The 21,577-nt window shown below is 71.5% G+C and carries 19 protein-coding genes and 2 tRNA genes; 18 read left to right on the plus strand and 3 right to left on the minus strand.

Translation table 11 applies throughout. The annotated features are described in order from the left end of the window. The first annotated feature begins 3 nt into the window (after positions 1–3). The 7 genes from ACFVQG_RS13835 to ACFVQG_RS13865 all read left to right on the plus strand — a co-directional run bounded on the left by ACFVQG_RS13835 (position 4) and on the right by ACFVQG_RS13865 (position 4,007). Positions 4–1,752 (plus strand): LytR C-terminal domain-containing protein, encoded by a 1,749-nt coding sequence (locus ACFVQG_RS13835; protein ID WP_383381031.1) that lies wholly within the window; start codon positions 4–6, stop codon positions 1,750–1,752. Positions 1,753–1,881: 129 nt separating this feature from the next. Next, positions 1,882–2,328 (plus strand): ribosome silencing factor, encoded by a 447-nt coding sequence (rsfS, locus tag ACFVQG_RS13840; protein ID WP_383381034.1) that lies wholly within the window; start codon positions 1,882–1,884, stop codon positions 2,326–2,328. Further along, entirely contained in the window at positions 2,325–2,996 is a 672-nt protein-coding gene (locus ACFVQG_RS13845) for a histidine phosphatase family protein (RefSeq protein ID WP_383381037.1), read from the plus strand. Before rsfS ends, ACFVQG_RS13845 begins: the two co-directional genes overlap by 4 nt. A 92-nt stretch (positions 2,997–3,088) precedes the next feature. Then, positions 3,089–3,161 (plus strand) — tRNA-Ala (locus ACFVQG_RS13850). 222 nt (positions 3,162–3,383) lie between these two features. Next, complete coding sequence (locus ACFVQG_RS13855; protein ID WP_383381040.1) at positions 3,384–3,557, plus strand: hypothetical protein; 174 nt, start codon at positions 3,384–3,386, stop codon at positions 3,555–3,557. 3 nt (positions 3,558–3,560) lie between these two features. Continuing rightward, positions 3,561–3,794, plus strand: a complete 234-nt coding sequence (locus tag ACFVQG_RS13860; protein WP_003976229.1) for a hypothetical protein — start codon at positions 3,561–3,563, stop codon at positions 3,792–3,794. Between the two features lie 140 nt (positions 3,795–3,934). After that, positions 3,935–4,007 (plus strand) — tRNA-Ala (locus ACFVQG_RS13865). Between the two features lie 65 nt (positions 4,008–4,072). Here ACFVQG_RS13865 and ACFVQG_RS13870 read toward each other — a convergent pair. Beyond that, positions 4,073–5,686 carry an NADH-ubiquinone oxidoreductase-F iron-sulfur binding region domain-containing protein gene (locus ACFVQG_RS13870; protein ID WP_383381043.1) on the minus strand — a complete coding sequence of 538 codons (1,614 nt, stop codon included), beginning with the start codon at positions 5,684–5,686 and terminating at the stop codon, positions 4,073–4,075. Next, entirely contained in the window at positions 5,687–6,883 is a 1,197-nt protein-coding gene (locus tag ACFVQG_RS13875) for a ferric reductase-like transmembrane domain-containing protein (RefSeq protein WP_383381046.1), read from the minus strand. A gap of 590 nt (positions 6,884–7,473) precedes the next feature. Here ACFVQG_RS13875 and leuS point away from each other — a divergent pair. The 10 genes from leuS to ACFVQG_RS13925 all read left to right on the plus strand — a co-directional run bounded on the left by leuS (position 7,474) and on the right by ACFVQG_RS13925 (position 18,851). After that, positions 7,474–10,344 carry a leucine--tRNA ligase gene (gene leuS / locus ACFVQG_RS13880; protein ID WP_383381049.1) on the plus strand — a complete coding sequence of 957 codons (2,871 nt, stop codon included), beginning with the start codon at positions 7,474–7,476 and terminating at the stop codon, positions 10,342–10,344. Between the two features lie 169 nt (positions 10,345–10,513). Next, entirely contained in the window at positions 10,514–11,269 is a 756-nt protein-coding gene (locus ACFVQG_RS13885) for a hypothetical protein (RefSeq protein WP_383381052.1), read from the plus strand. Between the two features lie 70 nt (positions 11,270–11,339). Then, positions 11,340–12,185 carry a DegV family protein gene (locus tag ACFVQG_RS13890; RefSeq protein ID WP_383381055.1) on the plus strand — a complete coding sequence of 282 codons (846 nt, stop codon included), beginning with the start codon at positions 11,340–11,342 and terminating at the stop codon, positions 12,183–12,185. A 106-nt stretch (positions 12,186–12,291) separates the two neighbouring features. Continuing rightward, complete coding sequence (locus tag ACFVQG_RS13895; protein WP_383381058.1) at positions 12,292–13,329, plus strand: helix-hairpin-helix domain-containing protein; 1,038 nt, start codon at positions 12,292–12,294, stop codon at positions 13,327–13,329. Further along, positions 13,326–15,848 carry a ComEC/Rec2 family competence protein gene (locus ACFVQG_RS13900; protein WP_383381061.1) on the plus strand — a complete coding sequence of 841 codons (2,523 nt, stop codon included), beginning with the start codon at positions 13,326–13,328 and terminating at the stop codon, positions 15,846–15,848. Before ACFVQG_RS13895 ends, ACFVQG_RS13900 begins: the two co-directional genes overlap by 4 nt. Positions 15,849–15,852: 4 nt before the next feature. Continuing rightward, positions 15,853–16,650, plus strand: a complete 798-nt coding sequence (locus ACFVQG_RS13905) for an arylamine N-acetyltransferase (protein ID WP_383381063.1) — start codon at positions 15,853–15,855, stop codon at positions 16,648–16,650. Between the two features lie 27 nt (positions 16,651–16,677). Further along, positions 16,678–16,923, plus strand: coding sequence for a hypothetical protein (locus ACFVQG_RS13910; RefSeq protein WP_376730479.1), 246 nt, complete (start codon positions 16,678–16,680; stop codon positions 16,921–16,923). A 34-nt stretch (positions 16,924–16,957) separates the two neighbouring features. Continuing rightward, complete coding sequence (gene holA, locus ACFVQG_RS13915; RefSeq protein ID WP_383381067.1) at positions 16,958–17,947, plus strand: DNA polymerase III subunit delta; 990 nt, start codon at positions 16,958–16,960, stop codon at positions 17,945–17,947. Positions 17,948–18,189: 242 nt separating this feature from the next. Continuing rightward, positions 18,190–18,456, plus strand: coding sequence for a hypothetical protein (locus ACFVQG_RS13920; protein ID WP_383381070.1), 267 nt, complete (start codon positions 18,190–18,192; stop codon positions 18,454–18,456). Further along, a complete protein-coding gene (locus ACFVQG_RS13925; protein WP_383381073.1) occupies positions 18,456–18,851 on the plus strand; it encodes a nuclear transport factor 2 family protein in 396 nt (131 codons plus the stop codon). Before ACFVQG_RS13920 ends, ACFVQG_RS13925 begins: the two co-directional genes overlap by 1 nt. A 181-nt stretch (positions 18,852–19,032) precedes the next feature. Here ACFVQG_RS13925 and rpsT read toward each other — a convergent pair whose 3' ends face one another. Next, entirely contained in the window at positions 19,033–19,299 is a 267-nt protein-coding gene (rpsT, locus tag ACFVQG_RS13930; RefSeq protein WP_129309226.1) for a 30S ribosomal protein S20, read from the minus strand. A 232-nt stretch (positions 19,300–19,531) separates the two neighbouring features. Here rpsT and lepA point away from each other — a divergent pair, with 232 nt between their 5' ends. Then, positions 19,532–21,400, plus strand: coding sequence for a translation elongation factor 4 (gene lepA / locus ACFVQG_RS13935; protein ID WP_383381076.1), 1,869 nt, complete (start codon positions 19,532–19,534; stop codon positions 21,398–21,400). The last annotated feature ends 177 nt before the right edge of the window (positions 21,401–21,577 follow it).

The raw sequence follows: 21,577 nt of genomic DNA on the forward strand, positions 1-21,577 counted from the left end.
CCGGTGAACGACCGATACGACGCTGGCTACGGGGGCGACCAGTACGTACTCGTCGGCTATGACGAGTACGGCCAACCCGTGTACCGGCAGGTACCGGCCCAGCAGGCCCCGCAGCAGCCGTACGACCCCTACGCCCAGCAGCAGGGCTACGGCTACGACCCGTACGGCCCGGGCAACACGGGGCAGCAGCAGCCGGTGCCCCCGTACGACCCCTACGGGACCGGCCAGCAGCCACCCGTGCCCTCCCACGACACCTACGACCCGTACGACCCCTACGGGCAGTCGGCGGGCACCGGTCAGCAGCCCCGCGTCGCCGAGCAGACCGCCTACATCCCGCAGCAGGCGGGACCGGCGGAGGGCGATCACCGCGACGGGTACGGCGGGTACGAGGGGCATGACGGTCAGGGCGGGCAGGGCGGCCACGACGACCGTGACGACCGTGACGGCCGTGACGGCCGTGAGGACCGCGATTACCGCGATTACCGCACCGAGCAGTTCGCCTTCGTCGAGGACCCCGACGGGGACTCCGAGGACGTCATCGACTGGCTGAAGTTCACCGAGAACCGCACCGAGCGCCGCGAGGAGGCCAGGCGCCGGGCCCGCAGCCGGATCGTCGCCCTGGTCGTCGTACTGGCGCTGGCCGCGGTCGGTGGCGTCGGCTACCTCTGGTACGCCGGGAAGCTGCCCGGCGTGTCCTCCTCCGACGACAAGACCGGCACGGCGACCGCGGCGGGCGCCCAGAAGCGGGACGTGATCGTCGTCCATCTGCACGACACCAAGAAGGGCGGCACGTCCACCGCGCTGCTCGTCGACAACACCACCACCCAACAGGGCACCACCGTCCTGCTGCCCAACTCCCTCGCCCTGACCGGCGACGACGGCACCACGACCACCCTCGCCAAGTCCGTCGAGGACGACGGCTCCTCCGGCACGCGCGAGGCCCTCGACACCGTCCTCGGCACCGACATCGAGGGCACGTGGCGCCTGGACACCCCCTACCTCCAGAACCTCGTCGACCTCGTCGGCAACATCGACATCGACACCAACGCCGACGTGCCCGACCCGGCCGCCAAGAAGAAGGGCGCCTCGCCGCTGGTCAACAAGGGCGAGGACCAGACCCTCAGCGGCAAGATGGCCGTCGCCTACGCCACCCACCGCGCCTCCGGCGAGGCCCAGAACGCCCAGCTGGAGCGGTTCGGGCAGGTCATGCAGGGGGTCCTGCGGAAGCTGTCCTCCGATCCGCAGGCCGCGACGGTCACCGTGCAGACGCTGGCCCAGATCCTCGACCCCTCGCTCACCGACAAGGACCTCGGCGCCTTCCTCGCCAAGCTGTCCGACCTCGCCAAGAGCGGCGACCACAAGACGGCGCTGCTGCCCGTCCAGGACGACGGCGGCCTCAGCGCCGAGGCCAGTGACAGCGTCGTCAAGGACGTCCTCGGCGGCACCGCCAAGAGCCCCGACCAGGGCGCGGCCGTCCGGGTCTCCGTGCGGAACGCCAGCGGTGTGGAGGACAACACGGAGAAGGCCCGCGTGGTCCTGCTCAACGGCGGCTTCACCTTCCTGGGCGGCGGCACCGCGGACACCCCGCAGACGGCGTCCGAGGTCGTCTACGCCGACGCCGCGGACAAGGCGGACGCCGAGGAGGTCGCCAAGACGCTGGGCCTGCCCACCGACTCCGTGACCAAGGGCGACGTCTCCTCCAACGCGAGCGTGTCGGTGGTCCTCGGGCAGGACTACGACCCGGCGTCGTAGCAGGGCCCCGGACCGTCGTCGCAGGGGCCACGCGTTCGGCGTCCCGTAAGGGCGCCCCGGAATTCTCCCGGGCGCCCTCGCGGTCCGTGAGACCCTTGATGTCAATACCCGTCGACGGAAAGCCTCGCAGTGACCGCTACTGACCGCTCCCTGGACCTCATCAGCACCGCCGCCCAGGCGGCTGCCGACAAACTGGCGCACGACGTCATCGCCTACGACGTCAGCGACGTCCTGTCGATCACGGACGCCTTCCTGCTCGCCTCCGCGCCCAACGACCGCCAGGTCAAGTCGATCGTCGACGAGATCGAGGAGCGCCTCCAGAAGGAACTCGGCGCCAAGCCGGTGCGCCGCGAGGGCGACCGCGAGTCCCGCTGGATCCTGCTCGACTACGTCGACATCGTCGTGCACGTCCAGCACAGCGAGGAGCGCGTGTTCTACGCCCTGGAGCGGCTCTGGAAGGACTGCCCCGAGATCGAGCTGCCCGCCGACGCCAAGGCCACCCGTGGCAAGGCCGCCGAGCACGCCAGGCTCGAGGAGGCCGAGGAAGCCGCCGAAGCGGGCGGTGAGTGGCGATGAGCGCCACCGGCGAGGTCACGGGGTCCCGGCCCGGCCGGGGCCGCCGCGTCATCCTGTGGCGGCACGGCCAGACGTCCTGGAACGTGGAGCGCCGCTTCCAGGGCACCACGGACGTCGAACTGACGGAGACCGGCGTGGCCCAGGCCCGCCGCGCCGCCCGGCTGCTGGCCTCCCTGCGGCCCGACGCGATCCTCGCCTCGGACCTCCAGCGGGCCGCGCACACCGCCGCCGAGCTGGCCGCGCTCACCGGCCTGGACGTCACCCACGACGAAGGCCTGCGGGAGACCTACGCGGGCGCCTGGCAGGGCCTGACGCACGACGAGATCATCGCCCGGTACGGCGACGAGTACGCGGCCTGGAAGCGCGGTGAGCCGGTGCGCCGCGGCGGCGGCGAACTGGAGACCGAGGTCGCTGACCGCGCCGCCCCCGTGGTGCTGCGGCACGCCGAGAAGCTCCCCGAGGACGGCACGCTCGTCGTCGTGAGCCACGGCGGCACGATCCGCACGACCATCGGCCGTCTGCTCGGCCTGGACTCCCGGCACTGGGAGAGCCTCGGCGGCCTCTCCAACTGCTGCTGGTCCGTCCTCGGCGAGGGCGCCCGCGGCTGGCGGCTGCTGGAGCACAACGCGGGCACGCTGCCGGAGCCGGTGCTCGGCGACGACGACTGAGCGGCCGTCGACCGGGGCCGGATTTCACTTTCCGGCAGGTCGCAGGCTAAAGTTCTTCTTGTTCGCCCGGCCGACCGGGAAGAAGAACACCAGGGGCTATAGCTCAGTTGGTAGAGCGCCTGCATGGCATGCAGGAGGTCAGGAGTTCAATTCTCCTTAGCTCCACACCCGATGAAGATCCCGTCCCCCACAGGGGGGCGGGATCTTTCGTCATTCACGTACGCCCTCACTTGAGCACTCCGCCGCCGAGAGGCGTATACCTCTGTGCGAGCGCTCCCTGTGGCTGCCGTGTCCGGACTGGAACCCAGGCGTCGCTGACCGTGTTGGTCCGCTCGTGGCAGAATCAAACGGCCGGAAGGGGGCGCGGCCCGACGGGAGGGAGTAGCGATGCCTGCGAGCATCCTCGAGGAGGGCCACCTCCTCGGCGAAGCAGCGTTGATACGGAACACGGCCACCCGTCTCAGCTGCCCTTCCTGCGGTTCCGCTCATGTCGCCCAGGTCCTCGGCGACAACGGCGGGATCTCCTACGTGTGCACGGCCTGCGGCCACAGCTGGAGCTGATCGATGGGTGCACACAGGCGAAAGTGCGACTGGTGCGGGAGCGGGACGCCGATCGTGCGGGACATGGAGCCGGTCAATCCCGACTACCAGTACTGGTGCGAGGAATGCGCGCGGGCGCTGATCATAAAGGGCGACCCGATCGAGACCTACCGTGAACTGGAGGGGGAGCCGATCTACGGCCGTCTGCTGGAGGAGCACTGCACGCTCAAGCGGTTCTACTCGTTCGTGACTGCGTGACTGCGTGACTGCGTGGCTGGGTTTGGCTGCGTGACTGCGTGGCTGCGCCGCTGGTCCGACGAGCCGGAAACGATTTGGTGCCGCGCCGGGGGGACCTGTAGTGTTGGCGTCGCCGCCAGGGAGACCGGGCGGAACGGCAGGGGGCTATAGCTCAGTTGGTAGAGCGCCTGCATGGCATGCAGGAGGTCAGGAGTTCAATTCTCCTTAGCTCCACAAGCGAAGATCCCGCCGGATCAGTTCGATCCGGCGGGATTTTTCGTGTTCGCGTTCACGCGGGTTCAGCGGCCGAGGGCCCGGCGCCCCCTCCCCTGCGAGAGCACCGGCAGGTTGTTGCGGGTGGTCTCCTGCGCCCGGGTGTCCTCCTCGATGCGCAGGGCGAGCGCGGGGCAGCGCCGCACCGCCCGCATCGCCTTGGCCTCCGCGTAGCGCGGGACCGACGCCTGCGCCACGGTCGGGAAGCCGTCCGCGCCCAGCTCGAAGACCTCCGGGAGGATGTCGGCGCACAGGCCGTGGCCCCGGCACAGCGTCCAGTCGACGTAGATCTTCTGACGGCTGGGGCCGTTCTCCTCGGACTCGCCGCCGCCCGGGATGCCCGTCGGGGCCCTGCCGCCCTCGAAGAGAGGCAGAACGCCCGTCACGCGCCGTCCGCAGCCATTGCCGAGGACATGGGCGGCCAGGTCGTCGGTGAACGCCTTCAGCGTCGACTCCAGGAACATCGCCGAGCCGTCGGGGTGCGAGCAGGCGCCGCGCCGCTTGACGTTCCTGGCGACCTGCTTGACCGCCTCCAGGGCGGCCGGGCCGCCGCCGTTCAGGATGTCCTCCAGACCCCGGGCGGCGGCGGGCAGACCGAGGTAGCAGGGGCCGCACTGCCCCGCGCTCTCCTCGGCCAGCCACTGGGCGACCCGCAGCGACTCGCCCAGCGGGCAGGTGTCCTGGCTGATCGGCAGGATCGCCCCGGCACCCAGCGAACCGCCCACCGCGTCCAGCGAGTTGCGGGAGACGATCGCCTCGTTGACGGTCGCCGCGTCGATCCACTTGCCGTGGTAGCCGCCGGTCAGCACCCCCTGCGGCACCGGCGGGGCGCCGGCGAGCTGGAGGACGTAGCGCAGCGGCACTCCCGTGGGCACCTCCAGGACCATGGGGCGGGCGACCGCCCCGGAGACCGTGAGCATGACGGTGCCCGGCTCGTCGTACAGGCCGGTGTTGCCGTAGCGCTCGGGGCCGATGCGGGCGGCGATCGCCAGCTGGGCGAAGGTCTCGGCGTTGGACAGCAGGGTGGGCGCGCCGCCGACGCCGCTCTTGGAGGCGCTGATCTTGCGGCCCGGCGGGATGGCCGGGCCGCCGTCGATCGAGCGGATCAGGGAGGCGGCGGCTCCGGTGACCATCCGGACCGGGTTGCGCTGCACGCGCGCGCGTAGGGCCGATCGGCGGCCGTTGCTGAGGCCGCGTTCGGCGAGCGCGGCCTCCATGGAGCGCTGGGTGGACTCCCGGGTGACCCCCACCACGAGCGTGCGGGCGCCGAGGGCCTCGGCGCACAGCAGGGCGCCGTCCAGGATCAGGTGCGGGGCCCGGTTGATGAGCACCGTGTCCTTGCGGCAGGCGGGCTCGTCCTCACTGCCGTTGACGACCACGACCGGCCGGACGCCGCGCTTGATCGCCGATTCGGCGACCGAGCGCAGCTTCCTGTGGAAGGGGAAGCCCGCGCCGCCGCGGCCCTTCAGGTTGATGTTCTCGGCGAGCTTCGCGAGCTGCTCGCCGCCCATCGGTTCGAGCGGCCCGTGCACCTTCAGGTGCATGGGCAGATCGAGCCTTTCGACAAGGTCGAAGCCCGACGTGAGCTGGGGAAGACCGACCACGCGGACTTCTGGTACGTCGGGCAGGGCCTCGTTCACTTAAAAGCCTCCGGAAGGCGTGTTCCAAGGTTCGCCCGAGCCCGGTGCGTCGAAGTCGTAGGACGCACCGGGGAGTGTTTCTGTGGCGGGACCGCTGTTGTTGTACGTGTCGTTGGGGGAGTACGTGCCGTAGAGGGTGTTCGTCTCACCGGTGTCGTACACATCACTCGTGCCGTACCCGGACGTGTCCGGATTGCCATAGGCCGGGATGTTGTATCCGGTGTCCTGGAGCGGGTCGTAGGCCGACGGCGGGGCCTCGCCGACCGGGGGCGGGGACGGCACCGGCCAGGAGCCGGAGGTGCTGCTCTGCTCCATGCGCGGGACGACCTGCGTCGGCTGCAGGTCGGGCAGCTCCATGGGGGCCGTCTGGTCGGTGGCGAAGGACTCACGCGCGCGCGTGGGGCGCGATACGGCCCGGTAGGCGGCGGCGAAACCGTGCACGGGCTCGGCGGGCGCCTGCCGGGGGACCTCGGCGCGCTGTTTGCCGCCGGACGGAACGTTCTCGTAGCCCGGGAGCGCCCCGGACTCGTCCGTCGCGCGGGCGCGGCTCGCGTCCAGGTCCTCGCGGTCCGGCTGTTGTTCGGCGTCGAACAGGGCGGTGATCGTGTCGGCGACCCTGCGCTTGACCGGCCGGGGCGCCGCGCGCAGGGCGAGGGCCGCGCCGACGAACACCACGGACAGGGCGTAGAGGATCGTGAAGAGCGGCGCGGCCGCTCGACCCGCGTAGAGCCCGTGCACGAGCCCCGCGCACCAGGCCGGGTAGGCCAGCATGTGCACCGCCCGCCAGCGGGCCGCGACGGGCGCCGGGGAGGCGAAGCGGTTGCGCAGCAGGCCGGTGACGCTCACGAAGACCATGAGCAGCGCGGCCAGTGTGCCGAGGCCGATGAGGAAGGCGCGGCCGGTGGCCACCTCGTCGTCGGTGAGCGCCAGCCCGAAGGGGATCAGCACGGCGATCCACGTGGTGTGCTCCAGCATCAGCTTGATCACGACGTGGATCACCAGGAAGACGAGCGAGGCGAGCGCGGTGGTCCGGTGCACCGCCTGCGCCAGGATCCGGCGGCGTGCGTCGAGCAGGATCCGGTCCTGGGCCACCAGGCCCCAGATCACCGAGCAGCTCAGACACACGAGCGACAGCACGCCCACGCCGAAGTTGAGGTACTCCACGATGCGGTCGTCGACCGTACTGTCCGTCGTCATGACAGGCCTCCCCAGCTGACGACGGAAGATGTGCCCCGTTGGGGGAGGGGGCGGGTACTGCGAGGAGGTTTCATGGGGGCAACTCCGAGCGGTATCGGTAAAGCGGTCCCGCTGCCGCACTCTAAGTCGCGCCATACCCACGGGTACGAGGTTTGAGTTATTGCGTTGTTATCAAGGGGTGATCCGGTTGTGGTGATGTGCGGGTGTGGGGTGTTACGCGAAGTAATCTTTGACTTCCGTTCAGCGCGTCCGGGCCCTCCAGGGGCCCTCCAGGGGCCCTCCCGGGGCCCTCCAGGGGCCCTCCAGGGGCCCTCCAGGGGCCCTCCCGGGGCCCTCCAGGGACTCCCGGGGGGCTCTCGCGGGCCAGGGAACGCCGTCGCGGGTGGCTCGACGGCTGCGGTACCCTGACGCCATGCGTGCCGTACGCCTTCTGCTTAGCGAGCCGCGCTGATCAGCACCGGCCACCGTCGGATCGAGTGGCCGGAGTCGGCGCGGCGTCCCCTCCTGTGCGAGGGGATTTTTCGTTTCCGGACCACCCCTTTCGACCATCGCAGCAGCTGGCGAAGACGATCGATGGAGCTTTGAGGATCATGAGCGAGACGAACCCCGCCGCCACCTCCGAGGTGACCGCGCCGCACCGCTACACGGCCGCGATGGCGGCCGAGATCGAGGCACGCTGGCAGGACTTCTGGGACGCCGAGGGCACCTACGCCGCGCCCAACCCGAGCGGTGACCTGGCGGGCGACCCCGAGCTGGCCGCAAAGCCCAAGAAGTTCATCATGGACATGTTCCCGTACCCCTCCGGTGCGGGCCTGCACGTCGGCCACCCCCTGGGCTACATCGCCACCGACGTCTTCGCCCGGTTCCAGCGCATGACCGGCCACAACGTCCTGCACACCCTGGGCTTCGACGCCTTCGGCCTGCCCGCCGAGCAGTACGCCGTGCAGACGGGCACGCACCCGCGCGTGTCCACCGAGGCCAACATGGAGAACATGACGGCCCAGCTGCGCCGCCTGGGCCTGGGCCACGACAGGCGCCGGTCGTTCGCCACGATCGACCCGGAGTACTACAAGTGGACGCAGTGGATCTTCGTCCAGATCTTCAACTCCTGGTACGACGACGAGGCGCGCAAGGCCCGCCCGATCTCCGAGCTGGTCGCCGCGTTCGAGTCCGGTGAGCGCGCGGTGCCCGGCGGCCGGGACTGGAACGCCCTGACCGCCGCCGAACGCGCCGACGTCCTGGGCGAGTACCGCCTGGCCTACGCCTCCGACGCGCCCGTGAACTGGTGCCCCGGCCTGGGCACCGTGCTGGCCAACGAGGAGGTCACCGCCGACGGCCGCTCCGAGCGCGGCAACTTCCCCGTCTTCAAGGCCAAGCTGCGCCAGTGGAACATGCGCATCACCGCCTACGCCGACCGGCTGCTGGACGACCTGGAGGAGCTGGACTGGCCCGAGGCCATCAAGCTGCAGCAGCGCAACTGGATCGGCCGCTCCGAGGGCGCCCGCGTCGACTTCCCCATCGACGGCGAGCAGATCACCATCTTCACCACCCGCCAGGACACCCTGTTCGGCGCCACCTACATGGTGCTGGCGCCCGAGCACCCGCTGGTGGAGAAGTTCACGCCCCAGGAATGGCCCGAAGGCACCCACGACGTGTGGACCGGCGGTCACGCCACCCCCGCCGAGGCCGTCGCCGCCTACCGCGCGCAGGCCGCCGCCAAGTCCGACGTCGAGCGGCAGGCCGAGGCCAAGGACAAGACCGGCGTCTTCACCGGCGCGTACGCCACCAACCCGGTCAACGGCGAGCGCGTCCCCGTCTTCATCGCCGACTACGTCCTGATGGGCTACGGCACCGGCGCCATCATGGCCGTCCCCGCGCACGACACGCGCGACTTCGCCTTCGCCCGCGCCTTCGAACTGCCCATCCGCTGTGTCGTCGAGCCCACCGACGGCCGCGGCACCGACACGTCGACGTGGGACGACGCCTTCGTCTCGTACGAGGCGACGATCGTGAACTCCGCGGGCGCCGACGTCTCCCTGGACGGCCTGGGCGTCGTCGAGGCCAAGGCCCGCATCACCGAGTGGCTGGAGCGCTCCGGCATCGGCGAGGGCACCGTCAACTTCCGCCTGCGCGACTGGCTGTTCAGCCGCCAGCGCTACTGGGGCGAGCCCTTCCCCATCGTCTACGACGAGGACGGCACCGCCCACGCCCTGCCCGAGTCGATGCTGCCGCTGGAGCTGCCCGAGGTCGAGGACTACTCGCCGCGCACCTTCGACCCGGACGACGCGAACACCCAGCCCGAGACGCCGCTGTCGCGCAACGAGGACTGGGTCAACGTCACTCTGGACCTGGGCGACGGTCCCCAGCGGTACCGCCGTGAGACCAACACCATGCCCAACTGGGCCGGTTCCTGCTGGTACGAGCTGCGCTACCTGGACCCGCACAACAGCGAGAAGCTGGTGGACCCGGAGATCGAGCGGTACTGGATGGGCCCGCGCGAGGGCCAGCCGCACGGCGGCGTGGACCTGTACGTCGGCGGCGCCGAACACGCCGTACTGCACCTGCTGTACGCGCGCTTCTGGTCCAAGGTGCTGTACGACCTGGGGCACATCTCGTCCGCCGAGCCGTTCCACAAGCTGTTCAACCAGGGCATGATCCAGGCCTACGTCTACCGCGACAGCCGCGGCATCGCGGTGCCCGCCGCCGAGGTCGAGGAGCGCGACGGCGCCTACTGGTACCAGGGCGAGCAGGTCTCCCGGCTGCTGGGCAAGATGGGCAAGTCCCTGAAGAACGCGGTCACCCCGGACGAGATCTGCGCCGAGTACGGCGCCGACACCCTGCGCCTGTACGAGATGGCGATGGGCCCGCTGGACGTCTCCCGGCCGTGGGACACGCGCGCGGTGGTCGGCCAGTTCCGGCTGCTGCAGCGGCTGTGGCGCAACATCGTCGACGAGATGACCGGCGCCGTGACGGTGGTGGACGCGGAGACCGACGAGGACACCCTGCGCGCCCTGCACAAGGCGATCGACGGGGTGCGCGGGGACCTGGAGGGCATGCGGTTCAACACCGCCATCGCCAAGGTCACCGAGCTGAACAACCACCTGACCAAGACGGGCGGCCCGGTCACGCGGCCGGTCGCCGAGGCGCTGGTGCTGCTGGTCGCGCCGCTGGCCCCGCACGTCGCCGAGGAACTGTGGCGCAGGCTGGGCCACACCGACTCGGTCGTCCACCAGGACTTCCCGGTCGCCGACCCGGCGTACGTCGTGGACGAGACCGTCACCTGCGTCGTGCAGATCAAGGGCAAGGTCAAGGCGCGGCTGGAGGTGTCGCCCGGCATCTCCGAGGCGGAGCTGGAGAAGGTCGCCCTGGCGGACGAGAAGGTCGTCGCGGCGCTGGACGGGGCCGGGATCCGGAAGGTGATCGTGCGGGCGCCGAAGCTGGTGAACATCGTTCCGGCGTAGGTGCGGGGCGTTGGGCGGGGCCTTCAGCGGGCTTTGGCGTGCTTGATGGGCTCGGGGTAGTCCCCTACGGGCAGGTTCGGGGTTTTTCTGGAACTCCGAGCCTGCCCGTTCCGTTTACCGTTGAGAAGTGCCGCGGCGGACCGCCGCGGTCGGCCGGAGGAGGAGCACCGTGGAAGCAGTGATCGCAGTCTTCGCCCTGCTTTTCGTGCTCCTCATGGTGCTCGGGGCCTACGCCACGGTGAAGGCCGTCGGCGCCGCCAAGCGCGGCGTGGACCGCACCCTCACCCAGGCCCGCCGCACCGTCGAGGACCACACGCTGCGCGCCAAGTCCTTCGCCCAGCCCGGCCCGGCGGGCGAGCTGGCCCAACTGCGGCTCAGCCTGCGCACCTCGATGCGGGCCACCAAGGAGGCCCTGCAAGCGGGCGCCACGGAGGACGAGTCCCTGAAGGAGTCCCTCGCCCTCTTCGAACGCCTCAGCGCCCACGGGCACGAACTGGACGACGACCTGCGCCGCCTGGAGTCCGAACCGGACCGCGCCACACTCGTCGAGCGGCTGCCCGCCCTGAGAGAGCGCACCCGCCGCATCACACACTCGGCCGACTCCCTGCGCTGGGCCGCCCGCGACCGGGCCCGCCACTTCGCCGACGACGACCTGGACACGCTCAGCGCCCAGATCGACATGGAGAGCGGCGCCCTGCGGCACTGGACCACGACGGACGGCGCGACGGACAGTACGACGGACCCCGCGCCCCCCGGACGCTCGTGGCCGCAGGCGCCCGACACCGACCAGACGGCCCGGCAGACCTGGCCGGAGCCCCCGCGGTCGGGCAGCACCGAGGAGCCGTCACGCCCCGCGATCACCCCGCCGAGCCCTCGCCCCACCTACCCCTGGCAGAAGAAGACCCGCCCCGAGAGCACCACCTGATCCCGCCACCGCGTCCCGGGTGCCAGGCCCGGGCTGCCGCACGGGCACTACGCCAGGTAACCTCCAGCTCATGTCCCGCCATGTCGCGATCGTCACCGATTCAACGGCCTACCTGCCGCCACGGACGATGGAGCGTCACGGCATCACAGCGGTCCCGCTGACCGTGGTCCTGGGCGACCGGGCACTCGAAGAGGGCACCGAGATCTCGACCCGCTCCCTGGCCCAGGCACTCCAGAAGCGACGCCCCGTCACCACCTCGCGCCCCAGCCCCCAACTGTTCGCCGACCATTACCGCAAGGTCGCCGAGTCGGGTGCCACCGCCATCGTCTCCCTCCATCTCTCCGCCGAACTGTCGGGCACCCATGACGCGGCCGTGCTCGCGGCACGCGAGGCGCCCGTGCCGGTACGGGTCGTCGACACCGGCATGATCGCGATGGCCCTCGGCTTCTGCGCGCTGGCCGCCGCCGAGACCGCGGAGGCGGGCGGCACGGCGGACGAGGCGGTCACGGCCGCGGAGAAGCGGGCCTCCGGCACCTCCGCCTACTTCTACGTCGACACGCTCGACTACCTGCGCCGGGGTGGCCGTATCGGCGCCGCGCAGGCCCTCTTCGGCTCCGCGCTCGCCGTCAAGCCGCTGCTGCAACTGCGCGGTGGCCGTATCGAACCGCTGGAGAAGGTGCGGACGGCGTCCAAGGCGATCGCCCGGCTGGAGGAGATCGCGGCCGACCGGGCGGGCAGCGCCCAGGTCGACGTCGCCGTCCACCATCTCGCCGCCGCCGACCGGGCGTCCGCGCTCGCCGACCGGCTGCGGGCCCGGCTGCCGGGGCTGGCGGACCTGCATGTGAGCGAGGTGGGGGCGGTGATCGGGGCGCATACGGGGCCCGGGTTGTTGGGGGTCGTGGTGTCGGCGCGGTGAGGCCGCTTCACGCTTGCGGGTGACGGGGTTATCCACAACCGGTGGGTAATCCCCGGTAATTGACCAAGATCATCGGGGATGTGGCCGGTCGGTCCATCCTCGACGCATGGCACTTCGATCACATCCACGTACCCGCCCGTCCGTACGCACCAGTTCCCGTACGCGCCGCACGGCCACGGCTACGGCCACGGCCGCGACCGCGACGAGCGGTCCGGGCCGGGCACCTGCCTCCGACGGACGCTTCCGGCATCGGCGGGCGCCGACCGCCGAGGAGGTGCGTCGACGGGCCGAGACACTATTGGCGGGGCGGGCCGAGACACTCTCGGCGGGACGAGCCGAACGAGTCGAACGGGCCGAGCGAGCCGAGCGAGCCGAGCGAGCCGAACGGGCCGAACGGGCCGAGCAAGCTGAGCAAGCCGAACGGGCCGGTGAGCGGCGGGAGTCGGGGAGTGGGCCGCCGGAGTCGTGGCGAGAGCCGGGGCCGGTCCGGGCGGCGCGGCTGGCCGTGCGGGAGCGGATGCCGGTGTGGCTCCAGGCGAGGTGCGGCGTACGGCTGAGGAGCGTCGCCGCGCTCACGGTGCTGTTGGTCGCCGCGGTCGTTCTCGCCGTGCAGCACTTCTGGGCCGGGCGGACACAATCCGTGCGGGCGCCGGAGGTGGTGCGGGCGGCAGAGGTCTCCACCGTCCCGAGCGCACCGGGTCCGCCCTCCCCGGGCGAGATCGTCGTCGACGTCGGCGGCAAGGTGCGCGAGCCAGGGGTTCATCGTCTGCCAGCCGGTTCGCGGGTGATGGACGCGTTGCGGGCGGCCGGTGGGGTCCGGCCGGGCACGGACACCGACGGGCTCAACCGGGCGCGGTTCCTGGTGGACGGCGAACAGGTGGTCGTGGGGGAGCCCGCGCCTGCCCCCGCCGCCGCAGGAGTGCCCGGGAGCGGCCCCGCCGTCCCCGGCACCGCCCCCGTGTCACTCAGCACGGCCACCGCGGAGCAACTCGACACCCTGCCCGGCGTCGGCCCCGTCCTGGCCCAGCACATCATCGACTACCGCACCCAGCACGGCGGCTTCCGCTCGCTGGACGAACTGCGGGAGGTCAAGGGCATCGGTGAGCGGCGGTTCGCCGACCTGCGGGATCTCGTACGGCCATGAGCACCGTGCGCCACCCCGTCCACGCGACCTCGGGCAGCAGGCTGGGCGCCGCCCACCCGAGGCAGGAGGGGCCGACCGACCTGCGCCTGGTGCCGCCCGCGCTCGCCGCGTGGGCCACGGCGGCGCTGACCCTGCACGCGTCGCCGGGACGGGTCGTCGGTGTCGTCGCCGTCTGCCTGGCGGGGGCGGGTGTGCTGCTGGTCGTACGGCGTGTGCGTCGGTACCGGGTTCTGCCGGGAACCAGTCACAGGGGCGATGGCTCGACGGCTGTCGCGATGGGCGCCGTGCTCCTCTGCATCGCCGCAGCCGCCGCGTCGGCCGGTCTGCACGGCGCTGATCTGCGCCGGGGACCCGTACCGGAGCTGGCACGCCAGCACGCCACCGTGACCGCCGAGGTCGAGGTCACCTCCGACCCCCGGCTCTCCCGGCCCCGTGTCACGGGCAACCGGCTGCCCCCGGCCACCGTGCTGGTCGGCGCGCGGGTGCGGGGCGTCGAGCGGACGACCGGGGCCGTGACGGTGACGCGGGCGCCGGTGTTGCTGATCGTCGACGCGGAGGCCCGGCTCTCCGGTGGCGGGTCGGCGCGGGCGGCCTGGCTGGGGCTGTCGCCGTCCACGCGGGTGCGGGTGACCGGGCGGCTGGCGCCCCCGCTGACGGGCGGCGACCGGATCGCGGCCGTGCTGCGGGTCGGGGACGGCACGGCACCCCGGGTGACGCGGGCGCCGTCGGGGCCGCAGCGGCTGGCGGGGCGGCTGCGGGCCGGGCTGCGGGAGGCGACCGACGGGCTGCCCGCGGATGCGCGGGCCCTGGTGCCGGGGCTGGTGGTGGGGGACACCTCGCGGATCACACCGGAGCTGGAGGAGGCGTTCAAGGAGACCGACCTCGCCCACACGCTCGCCGTGTCCGGCAGCAACCTGACGATCGTCCTCGCCCTGCTGCTGGGACCGCCGGGGCTGGCGCAGCGCAGTGAGCGCCGGGGGCTGGCGCCACGGCTCGGTGTCTCCCTGCGGACGACCGCGCTGCTCGGCGGGGTGCTCACGCTGGCGTTCGTCGTGGTGTGCCGTCCGGACCCGAGCGTGCTGCGGGCCGCCGCCTGCGGGGCCGTGGTGCTGCTCGCCCTGGCGACCGGACGGCGCAGGTCGCTGATCCCGGCGCTGGCGACGGCGGTGTTGCTGCTGGTGCTGTACGACCCATGGCTGGCCCGCGGTTACGGCTTCCTGCTCTCCGTGCTGGCCACCGGCGCCCTGCTCACCCTGGCCCCGCGCTGGAGCGCGGCACTGCGACGGCGGCGGGTGCCACCGAGGCTGGCCGAGGCGCTGGCTGCCGCCGCGGCGGCGCAGGCGCTGTGCGCGCCGGTCGTGGTGGTGCTGTCGGCGCGGGTGAGCCTGGTGGCGGTGCCCTGCAACCTGCTCGCGGAGTTCGCGCTGGCCCCGGCGACGGTGCTCGGCTTCGCGGCGCTGGCGGCGGCGCCGGTGGCGATGCCGGTCGCCAAGGCGCTGGCGTGGCTGGCGGGTTGGCCCGCTGGCTGGATCGCGCAGGTGGCGCGCACCGGGGCCGCACTGCCCGGCGCCGGGGTCGACTGGCCGGGGGACTGGACGGGCGCGGCACTGCTCGGGCTCGTCGCCGTCGGGGCCGTCCTCGTCGGGCGACGGCTGCTGCGGCGCCCCTGGCTGTGCGGTGTCTGCGCGGTGCTGCTGGTGCTGGTCGTGGTGCGGCCGTCGCCGCTGACCAGGACGATCACGGGCTGGCCGCCGCCGGGGTGGCGGCTGGTGATGTGCGATGTGGGGCAGGGAGACGCGGCGGTGCTGGCGGCGGGGGACGGCGCCGGGGTGGTCGTGGACGCCGGGCCGGACCCGGGGCTGGTGGACCGCTGTCTGCGCGACCTGGGGATCACCCGGATTCCGGTGGTCGTGCTGACGCACTTCCACGCCGACCACGTGGCGGGGCTGCCCGGTGTGCTGCGCGGCCGTTCGGTGGCGGCGATCGAGACGACGGGACTGGCGGAGCCCGCGGACCAGGCGGAGTTCGTGCACCGGGAGGCCGCCGCCCGGAGCATCCCCGTCACGCCTGCCGTCGCCGGGCAACGGCGGCGCACCGGCGACCTCACCTGGGAGGTGCTGTGGCCCCCGCCGGGCCCGGCCGCCGACCCGCGGGCGCCCAACGACGCCAGTGTCACCCTGCTGGTCAGCACGGCGGGGCTGCGCGTCCTGCTCCTGGGGGACCTGGAACCCCCGGGCCAGCGGGCGCTGTTGCGGAGCCCGGCCGCCGCGTCGCTGGGCGGCGTGGACGTGCTGAAGGTGGCCCATCACGGCTCGGCGTACCAGGACCCGGACCTGATGCGTGCGGTGGCGCCGAGGCTGGCGCTGATCTCCGCGGGCGCGGACAACTCGTACGGGCACCCGGCTCCCGGGACGATCGCGGCGCTGCGGGCCGGGGGCGCGCTGGTGTCGCGGACGGACCGGGACGGGTCGCTGGCCGTCACGGTGCGGGCAGGGCAACTGCGGGTGGCGGGAGACTGAGGGCATGGATCCTGTGCAGATCGAGACCTACCTTCGCCGTCTCGGGGTCGAGCGCCCCGCCCGGCCCACCAGTGACGCACTGCGCGAACTGCAACTGCGCCACCTTCAGACCGTGCCCTTCGAGAACCTGTCGATCCACCTCGGGGAGGAGATCGTGCTCACGGAGGAACGCCTGCTCGGCAAGGTGCTGGGGTCCGGCAGGGGCGGGTTCTGCTACGAGTTGAACGGGGCGTTCGCGGCGCTGCTCACCGCGCTGGGCTTCGAGGTGACGCTGCTGGCGGCGCGGGTGCACGTTCCCGGGGGCGGGCTCGGGATCCCGTACGACCATCTCGCGTTGCGGGTGCGGACGGTGGACGCGCGGGAGTGGCTGGTCGACGTCGGATTCGGAGGGCTGTGCGACGAGCCGCTGGTGTGGGAGGAGCGCGGGGAGCAGCGGGACGGCGCGGGAGTCTTCCGGCTCGTGGAGGTGGCGGACACGGGGGACCTGGACGTCGTCAAGGACGGCAGGCCCCAGTACCGGCTGGAGCTGAGGCCGCGGGCGCTGGGTGACTTCGTCGCCGGTGCCTGGTGGCACCGGACCTCACCGGAGTCGCACTTCACACGGTCGCTGGTGTGCTCGCGGAGCACCGAGGACGGCGGCCGGGTCACGCTCAGCGGGCGGAAGCTGAAGACGACCGACGCGGAGGGGAAGTCGCGGGCGCGGGAGCTGGCGGACGACGCGGAGGTGCTGGCGGTCTACCGGGAGCGGTTCGGGATCGAGCTGACGCGCGTGCCCGGGGTACGGGAGGCGGGCGTGAGGTAGGCGTCCGGGTGGCGGAAGATGGCGGGCGTGAGTGATGTGAGACATGTGCTGGTGCTGCCCGACCGTGATGCCGCGGAGGAGGCGGCCGAGGCGCTCGGGGAGAGGTTCGGGGTGCGGGAGGAACCGCGGCTCGTGCGGGACGCGCTGGCCGGTGAGGACGACGCGGAGGACGCGCAGTGGCTGGTGCTGCTGCGGGACGCGGAGGGTCGGCTGGATCCGGGTGAGCTGGACGCGTTCGCGGGGGAGTGGGAGGGATGGCGGGAGGAGCCGTAGGGGACTGTCAGTGGGGCGTGGGATGCTGGGCGCGATGGCCAGGAAGACTGTGAATGACGACCCTCTCGCCGCGGTGACCCTTGCCGTCGGCCAGGAGGACCTGCTGCTCGACCGTGCCGTGCGGGAGGTGGTGGCCGCCGCGAAGGCCGCCGACGCGGACACGGATGTGCGGGAGCTGGGGCCGGAGCAGTTGCAGCCCGGGACGCTCGCCGAGCTGACCAGCCCCTCGCTCTTCGCCGAGCGCAAGGTCGTGGTGGTGCGCGCCGCGCAGGACCTGTCGGCGGACACGGTCAAGGACGTGAAGGCGTATCTGACGGCGCCCGCCGAGGAGATCACGCTCGTGCTGCTGCACGCGGGCGGGGCCAAGGGCAAGGGACTGCTCGACGCCGCGCGCAAGGCGGGGGCGCGGGAGGTGGCCTGCCCGAAGATGACCAAGCCCGCGGACCGGCTGGCGTTCGTGCGGCAGGAGTTCCGTGCGCTCGGCCGGTCGGCCACGCCGGAGGCGTGTCAGGCGCTCGTCGACGCGATCGGCAGTGATCTGCGGGAGCTGGCGTCGGCGGTGTCGCAGTTGGTCGCCGATGTCGAGGGCACCATCGACGAGGCGGTGGTCGGGCGGTACTACACCGGGCGGGCCGAGGCCTCCAGCTTCACCGTCGCCGACCGGGCGGTGGAGGGGCGGGCGGCCGAGGCGCTGGAGGCGCTGCGGTGGTCGCTGGCGACCGGAGTGGCCCCGGTGCTGATCACCAGCGCGCTCGCGCAGGGCGTGCGGGCCATCGGCAAGCTGTCCTCCGCCCGCGGCGGACGCCCCGCCGACCTCGCCCGTGAGCTGGGCATGCCCCCGTGGAAGATCGACCGCGTCCGGCAGCAGATGCGCGGCTGGACCCCGGACGGGGTCGCCCTGGCCCTGCGCGCCGTGGCCGAGGCGGACGCCGGGGTGAAGGGCGGCGGCGACGACCCCGAGTACGCCCTGGAGAAGGCGGTCGTGACCATCGCCCGCGCGGCGCGCTCGCGGGGGCGCGGGTAGCCACGCCACGTCCCGATCGACGACCTCCCGATCGACGACTTCCCGATCGGCGACCTCCCCCCGACGACCCCCCGGCCGACGACCCCCCGACCGGCGCCATGCCGTGCCGCGCCATGCTGACCGGTGACCTCCTGACCGGCGCTATGCCGACCGGCGCTATGCGGCGCTATGCCGAGCGGCGCCATGCCGAGCGGTGATTTTCCCCCGACGACCTCCCGACCGGTGCCAAGTCGAGCCGCGTCATGCCGACCGACGACCTCCCGGCCGATGACCTCCCGACCGGCGTCATGCCGACCGACGACCTCCGGACCGGCGCCATCCCGAGCGGCGACTTCCCGACCCATGACCTCCCGACCGATGACCTCCGGACCGGCGCCATCCCGAGCGGCGACCTCCCGACCCACGACCTCCCGGCCGACGCCATCCCGAGCGGCGACATCACCCGGACCGGAGGAGAATCGGACCCATCAGCCGTAATCGCCGATATGACGGAGAGGTGGCGGTTCTGATGGCTGAGCACGCGCATGCCCAACTTGTTCGCAAGGGGTACGACGCCTTCGTCCGTGGGGACATGGACACGCTGCGCGGGTTGATCGCGGCGGACTGTACGCACCATGTGCCGGGCAGCCACCCGTTGTCCGGGGACTTCAAGGGCCAGGACGCGATCATCGACATGTACGGCAGGCTCGCTCAGGAGACCGCCGGGACGATGAGTGTCGAACTGCGCCATGTGATGGTCGACGGGCGGGGACACGCGGTCGCCGTGCACCGCTTCCAGGCCGAGCGCTCCGGCAGGAGCTATGACGACACCGGATGCCTGGTCTTCCGTATCGTCGGGGACAAGATCACCGACCTCGACGAGTGCGTGGGCGACATCGACAAGGCCGACGAGTTCTGGGCCTGAGGGGCCATGCCGAAGGCCCCGGCGTCCGCCCTGGGGAAGGGCGGGGCGACGGGGCCTTCGGCTGAAGCTGGTGAGCCCGTTCCCGCGTGGCGAACGCAGGCCGCGAACGGGACTCGGGGTGCCGGACGGGAGCGGATGAGAGAGGGCCCGCTCGGTTCCCCCCGGCGATCAAATCAAGTGGTCAGCCCTTGAGGGTCGCGACCTTGGAAGCCAGCGCCGACTTCTTGTTGGCGGCCTGGTTCTTGTGGATGACGCCCTTGGAGACGGCCTTGTCGAGCTGACGCGCGGCAGCGCGCTGGTACTCGGTGGCCTTCTCGACGTCACCCGCGGCAGCGGCCTCACGGGCCTTGCGGATCGCGGTCTTCAGAGAGGACTTGACGGCCTTGTTGCGCAGCCGGGCCTTCTCGTTGGTCTTGTTCCGCTTGATCTGGGACTTGATGTTCGCCACGAATGAGCCTTTTCAGGTTCAGGTACGGAGGCGCCGGGCAACCCCGCGCGTCCCGTACCAGGTGATTTTCGAAGGTGTGCCTCGCGCTGAGAGGGCATGAGACACAGCCCCCCACACTACCAGCGGGCCATTGAGTGGCCCAAACCCGTTCCCGGTCGCCGCCCGTGGGACCATGGAAGCTACGTATTGATCCGACCCGAGGCATAAGGCGCCTCAAGAGACAGGACCCTGCGTGCCCGCGACCCCTAACAATGTGCCCGAGCCGAGCCGTACCGACCCGGCTCTGATCCGCAATTTCTGCATCATCGCGCACATCGACCACGGCAAGTCCACGCTCGCCGACCGGATGCTCCAGCTGACCGGGGTGGTCGAGCAGCGGCAGATGCGCGCTCAGTACCTCGACCGTATGGACATCGAGCGCGAGCGCGGCATCACGATCAAGTCCCAGGCGGTGCGGTTGCCGTGGGCTCCCACCCATGACAAGAGCAACACGCACATCCTCAACATGATCGACACCCCGGGGCACGTCGACTTCACCTACGAGGTCTCGCGGTCGCTCGCCGCCTGCGAGGGGACCATCCTCCTCGTCGACGCCGCCCAGGGCATCGAGGCCCAGACCCTCGCCAACCTCTACCTGGCGATGGAGAACGACCTCACCATCATCCCCGTACTCAACAAGATCGACCTTCCGGCCGCGCAGCCGGAGAAGTTCGCCGAGGAGCTGGCGAACCTGGTCGGGTGCGAGCCGGGCGATGTGCTGAAGGTCTCCGCCAAGACCGGTCTCGGCGTCGAGGCGCTGCTCGACAAGGTCGTCCAGGAGATCCCCGCGCCGGTCGGCGTCAAGGACGCCCCCGCCCGCGCGATGATCTTCGACTCGGTCTACGACTCCTACCGCGGTGTCGTGACCTACGTCCGTGTCATCGACGGCCAGCTCAACAAGCGCGAGCGCATCCGGATGATGTCGACGAACGCCACGCACGAGCTGCTGGAGATCGGGACGAACTCGCCCGAGATGCTCCCGGCCGACGGGCTGAGCGTCGGCGAGGTGGGTTACCTGATCACCGGTGTGAAGGACGTCCGCCAGTCCAAGGTCGGTGACACCGTCACCAGCCAGCACAAGGGGGCGACCGAGGCGCTCGGCGGGTACAAGGACCCGAAGCCGATGGTCTTCTCCGGTCTGTATCCGCTGGACGGCTCCGACTACCCGGAGCTGCGCGAGGCGCTCGACAAGCTCCAGCTCAACGACGCCGCGCTGGTGTACGAGCCGGAGACCTCCGCCGCCCTCGGCTTCGGCTTCCGCGTCGGCTTCCTGGGCCTGCTCCACCTGGACGTGATCCGTGAGCGGCTGGAGCGCGAGTTCGGGCTCGACCTGATCGCCACCGCGCCGAACGTGGTCTACCAGGTGACCATGGAGGACGGCGAGGAGATCACGGTCACCAACCCGAGTGAGTTCCCCGAGGGGAAGATCGCGGAGGTGCGCGAGCCGGTGGTCCGGGCGACGATCCTCGCGCCCACCGAGTTCATCGGCGCGATCATGGAGCTGTGCCAGACCCGGCGCGGCACCCTGCTCGGCATGGACTACCTCTCCGAGGACCGCGTGGAGATCCGCTACACGCTCCCGCTCGCCGAGATCGTCTTCGACTTCTTCGACCAGCTGAAGTCCAAGACCCGCGGCTACGCCTCCCTGGACTACGAGCCCACCGGCGAGCAGTCCAGCTCGCTCGTCAAGGTCGACATCCTGCTGCACGGCGACAAGGTGGACGCCTTCTCGGCGATCACCCACAGGGACCAGGCGTACGCGTACGGCGTGCGGCTCGTCGCCAAGCTGAAGGAGCTGATCCCGCGGCAGAACTTCGAGGTGCCGGTGCAGGCCGCCATCGGTTCCCGGGTGATCGCCCGCGAGACCATCCGCGCCATCCGCAAGGACGTCCTCGCCAAGTGCTACGGCGGTGACATCTCCCGTAAGCGGAAGCTGCTGGAGAAGCAGAAGGAAGGCAAGAAGCGGATGAAGATGGTGGGTTCCGTGGAGGTTCCGCAGGAGGCCTTCATCGCGGTGCTGTCCAGCGATGACAGCGCGGGGTCGGGCAAGGCCAAGAAGTAACCGGACCGCGGTCCGTCAAATCGGGCGCAACAGGGGCCCGTCGTGCGAAAGTGCGGCGGGCCCCTGGTCGTGCCTACGGTCGCTGTCTGTAGGAAGTTACAGGGCACGGGCTCTTACGCGGTGGCCGGTCGGGCTCTACCCTGATCTCCACTCGAATAGTTACTCGCGAGTTAAACA

Origin of the sequence: Streptomyces sp. NPDC057877 (assembly GCF_042796855.1) — a bacterium.
In the GTDB taxonomy this organism is placed as follows: domain Bacteria; phylum Actinomycetota; class Actinomycetes; order Streptomycetales; family Streptomycetaceae; genus Streptomyces.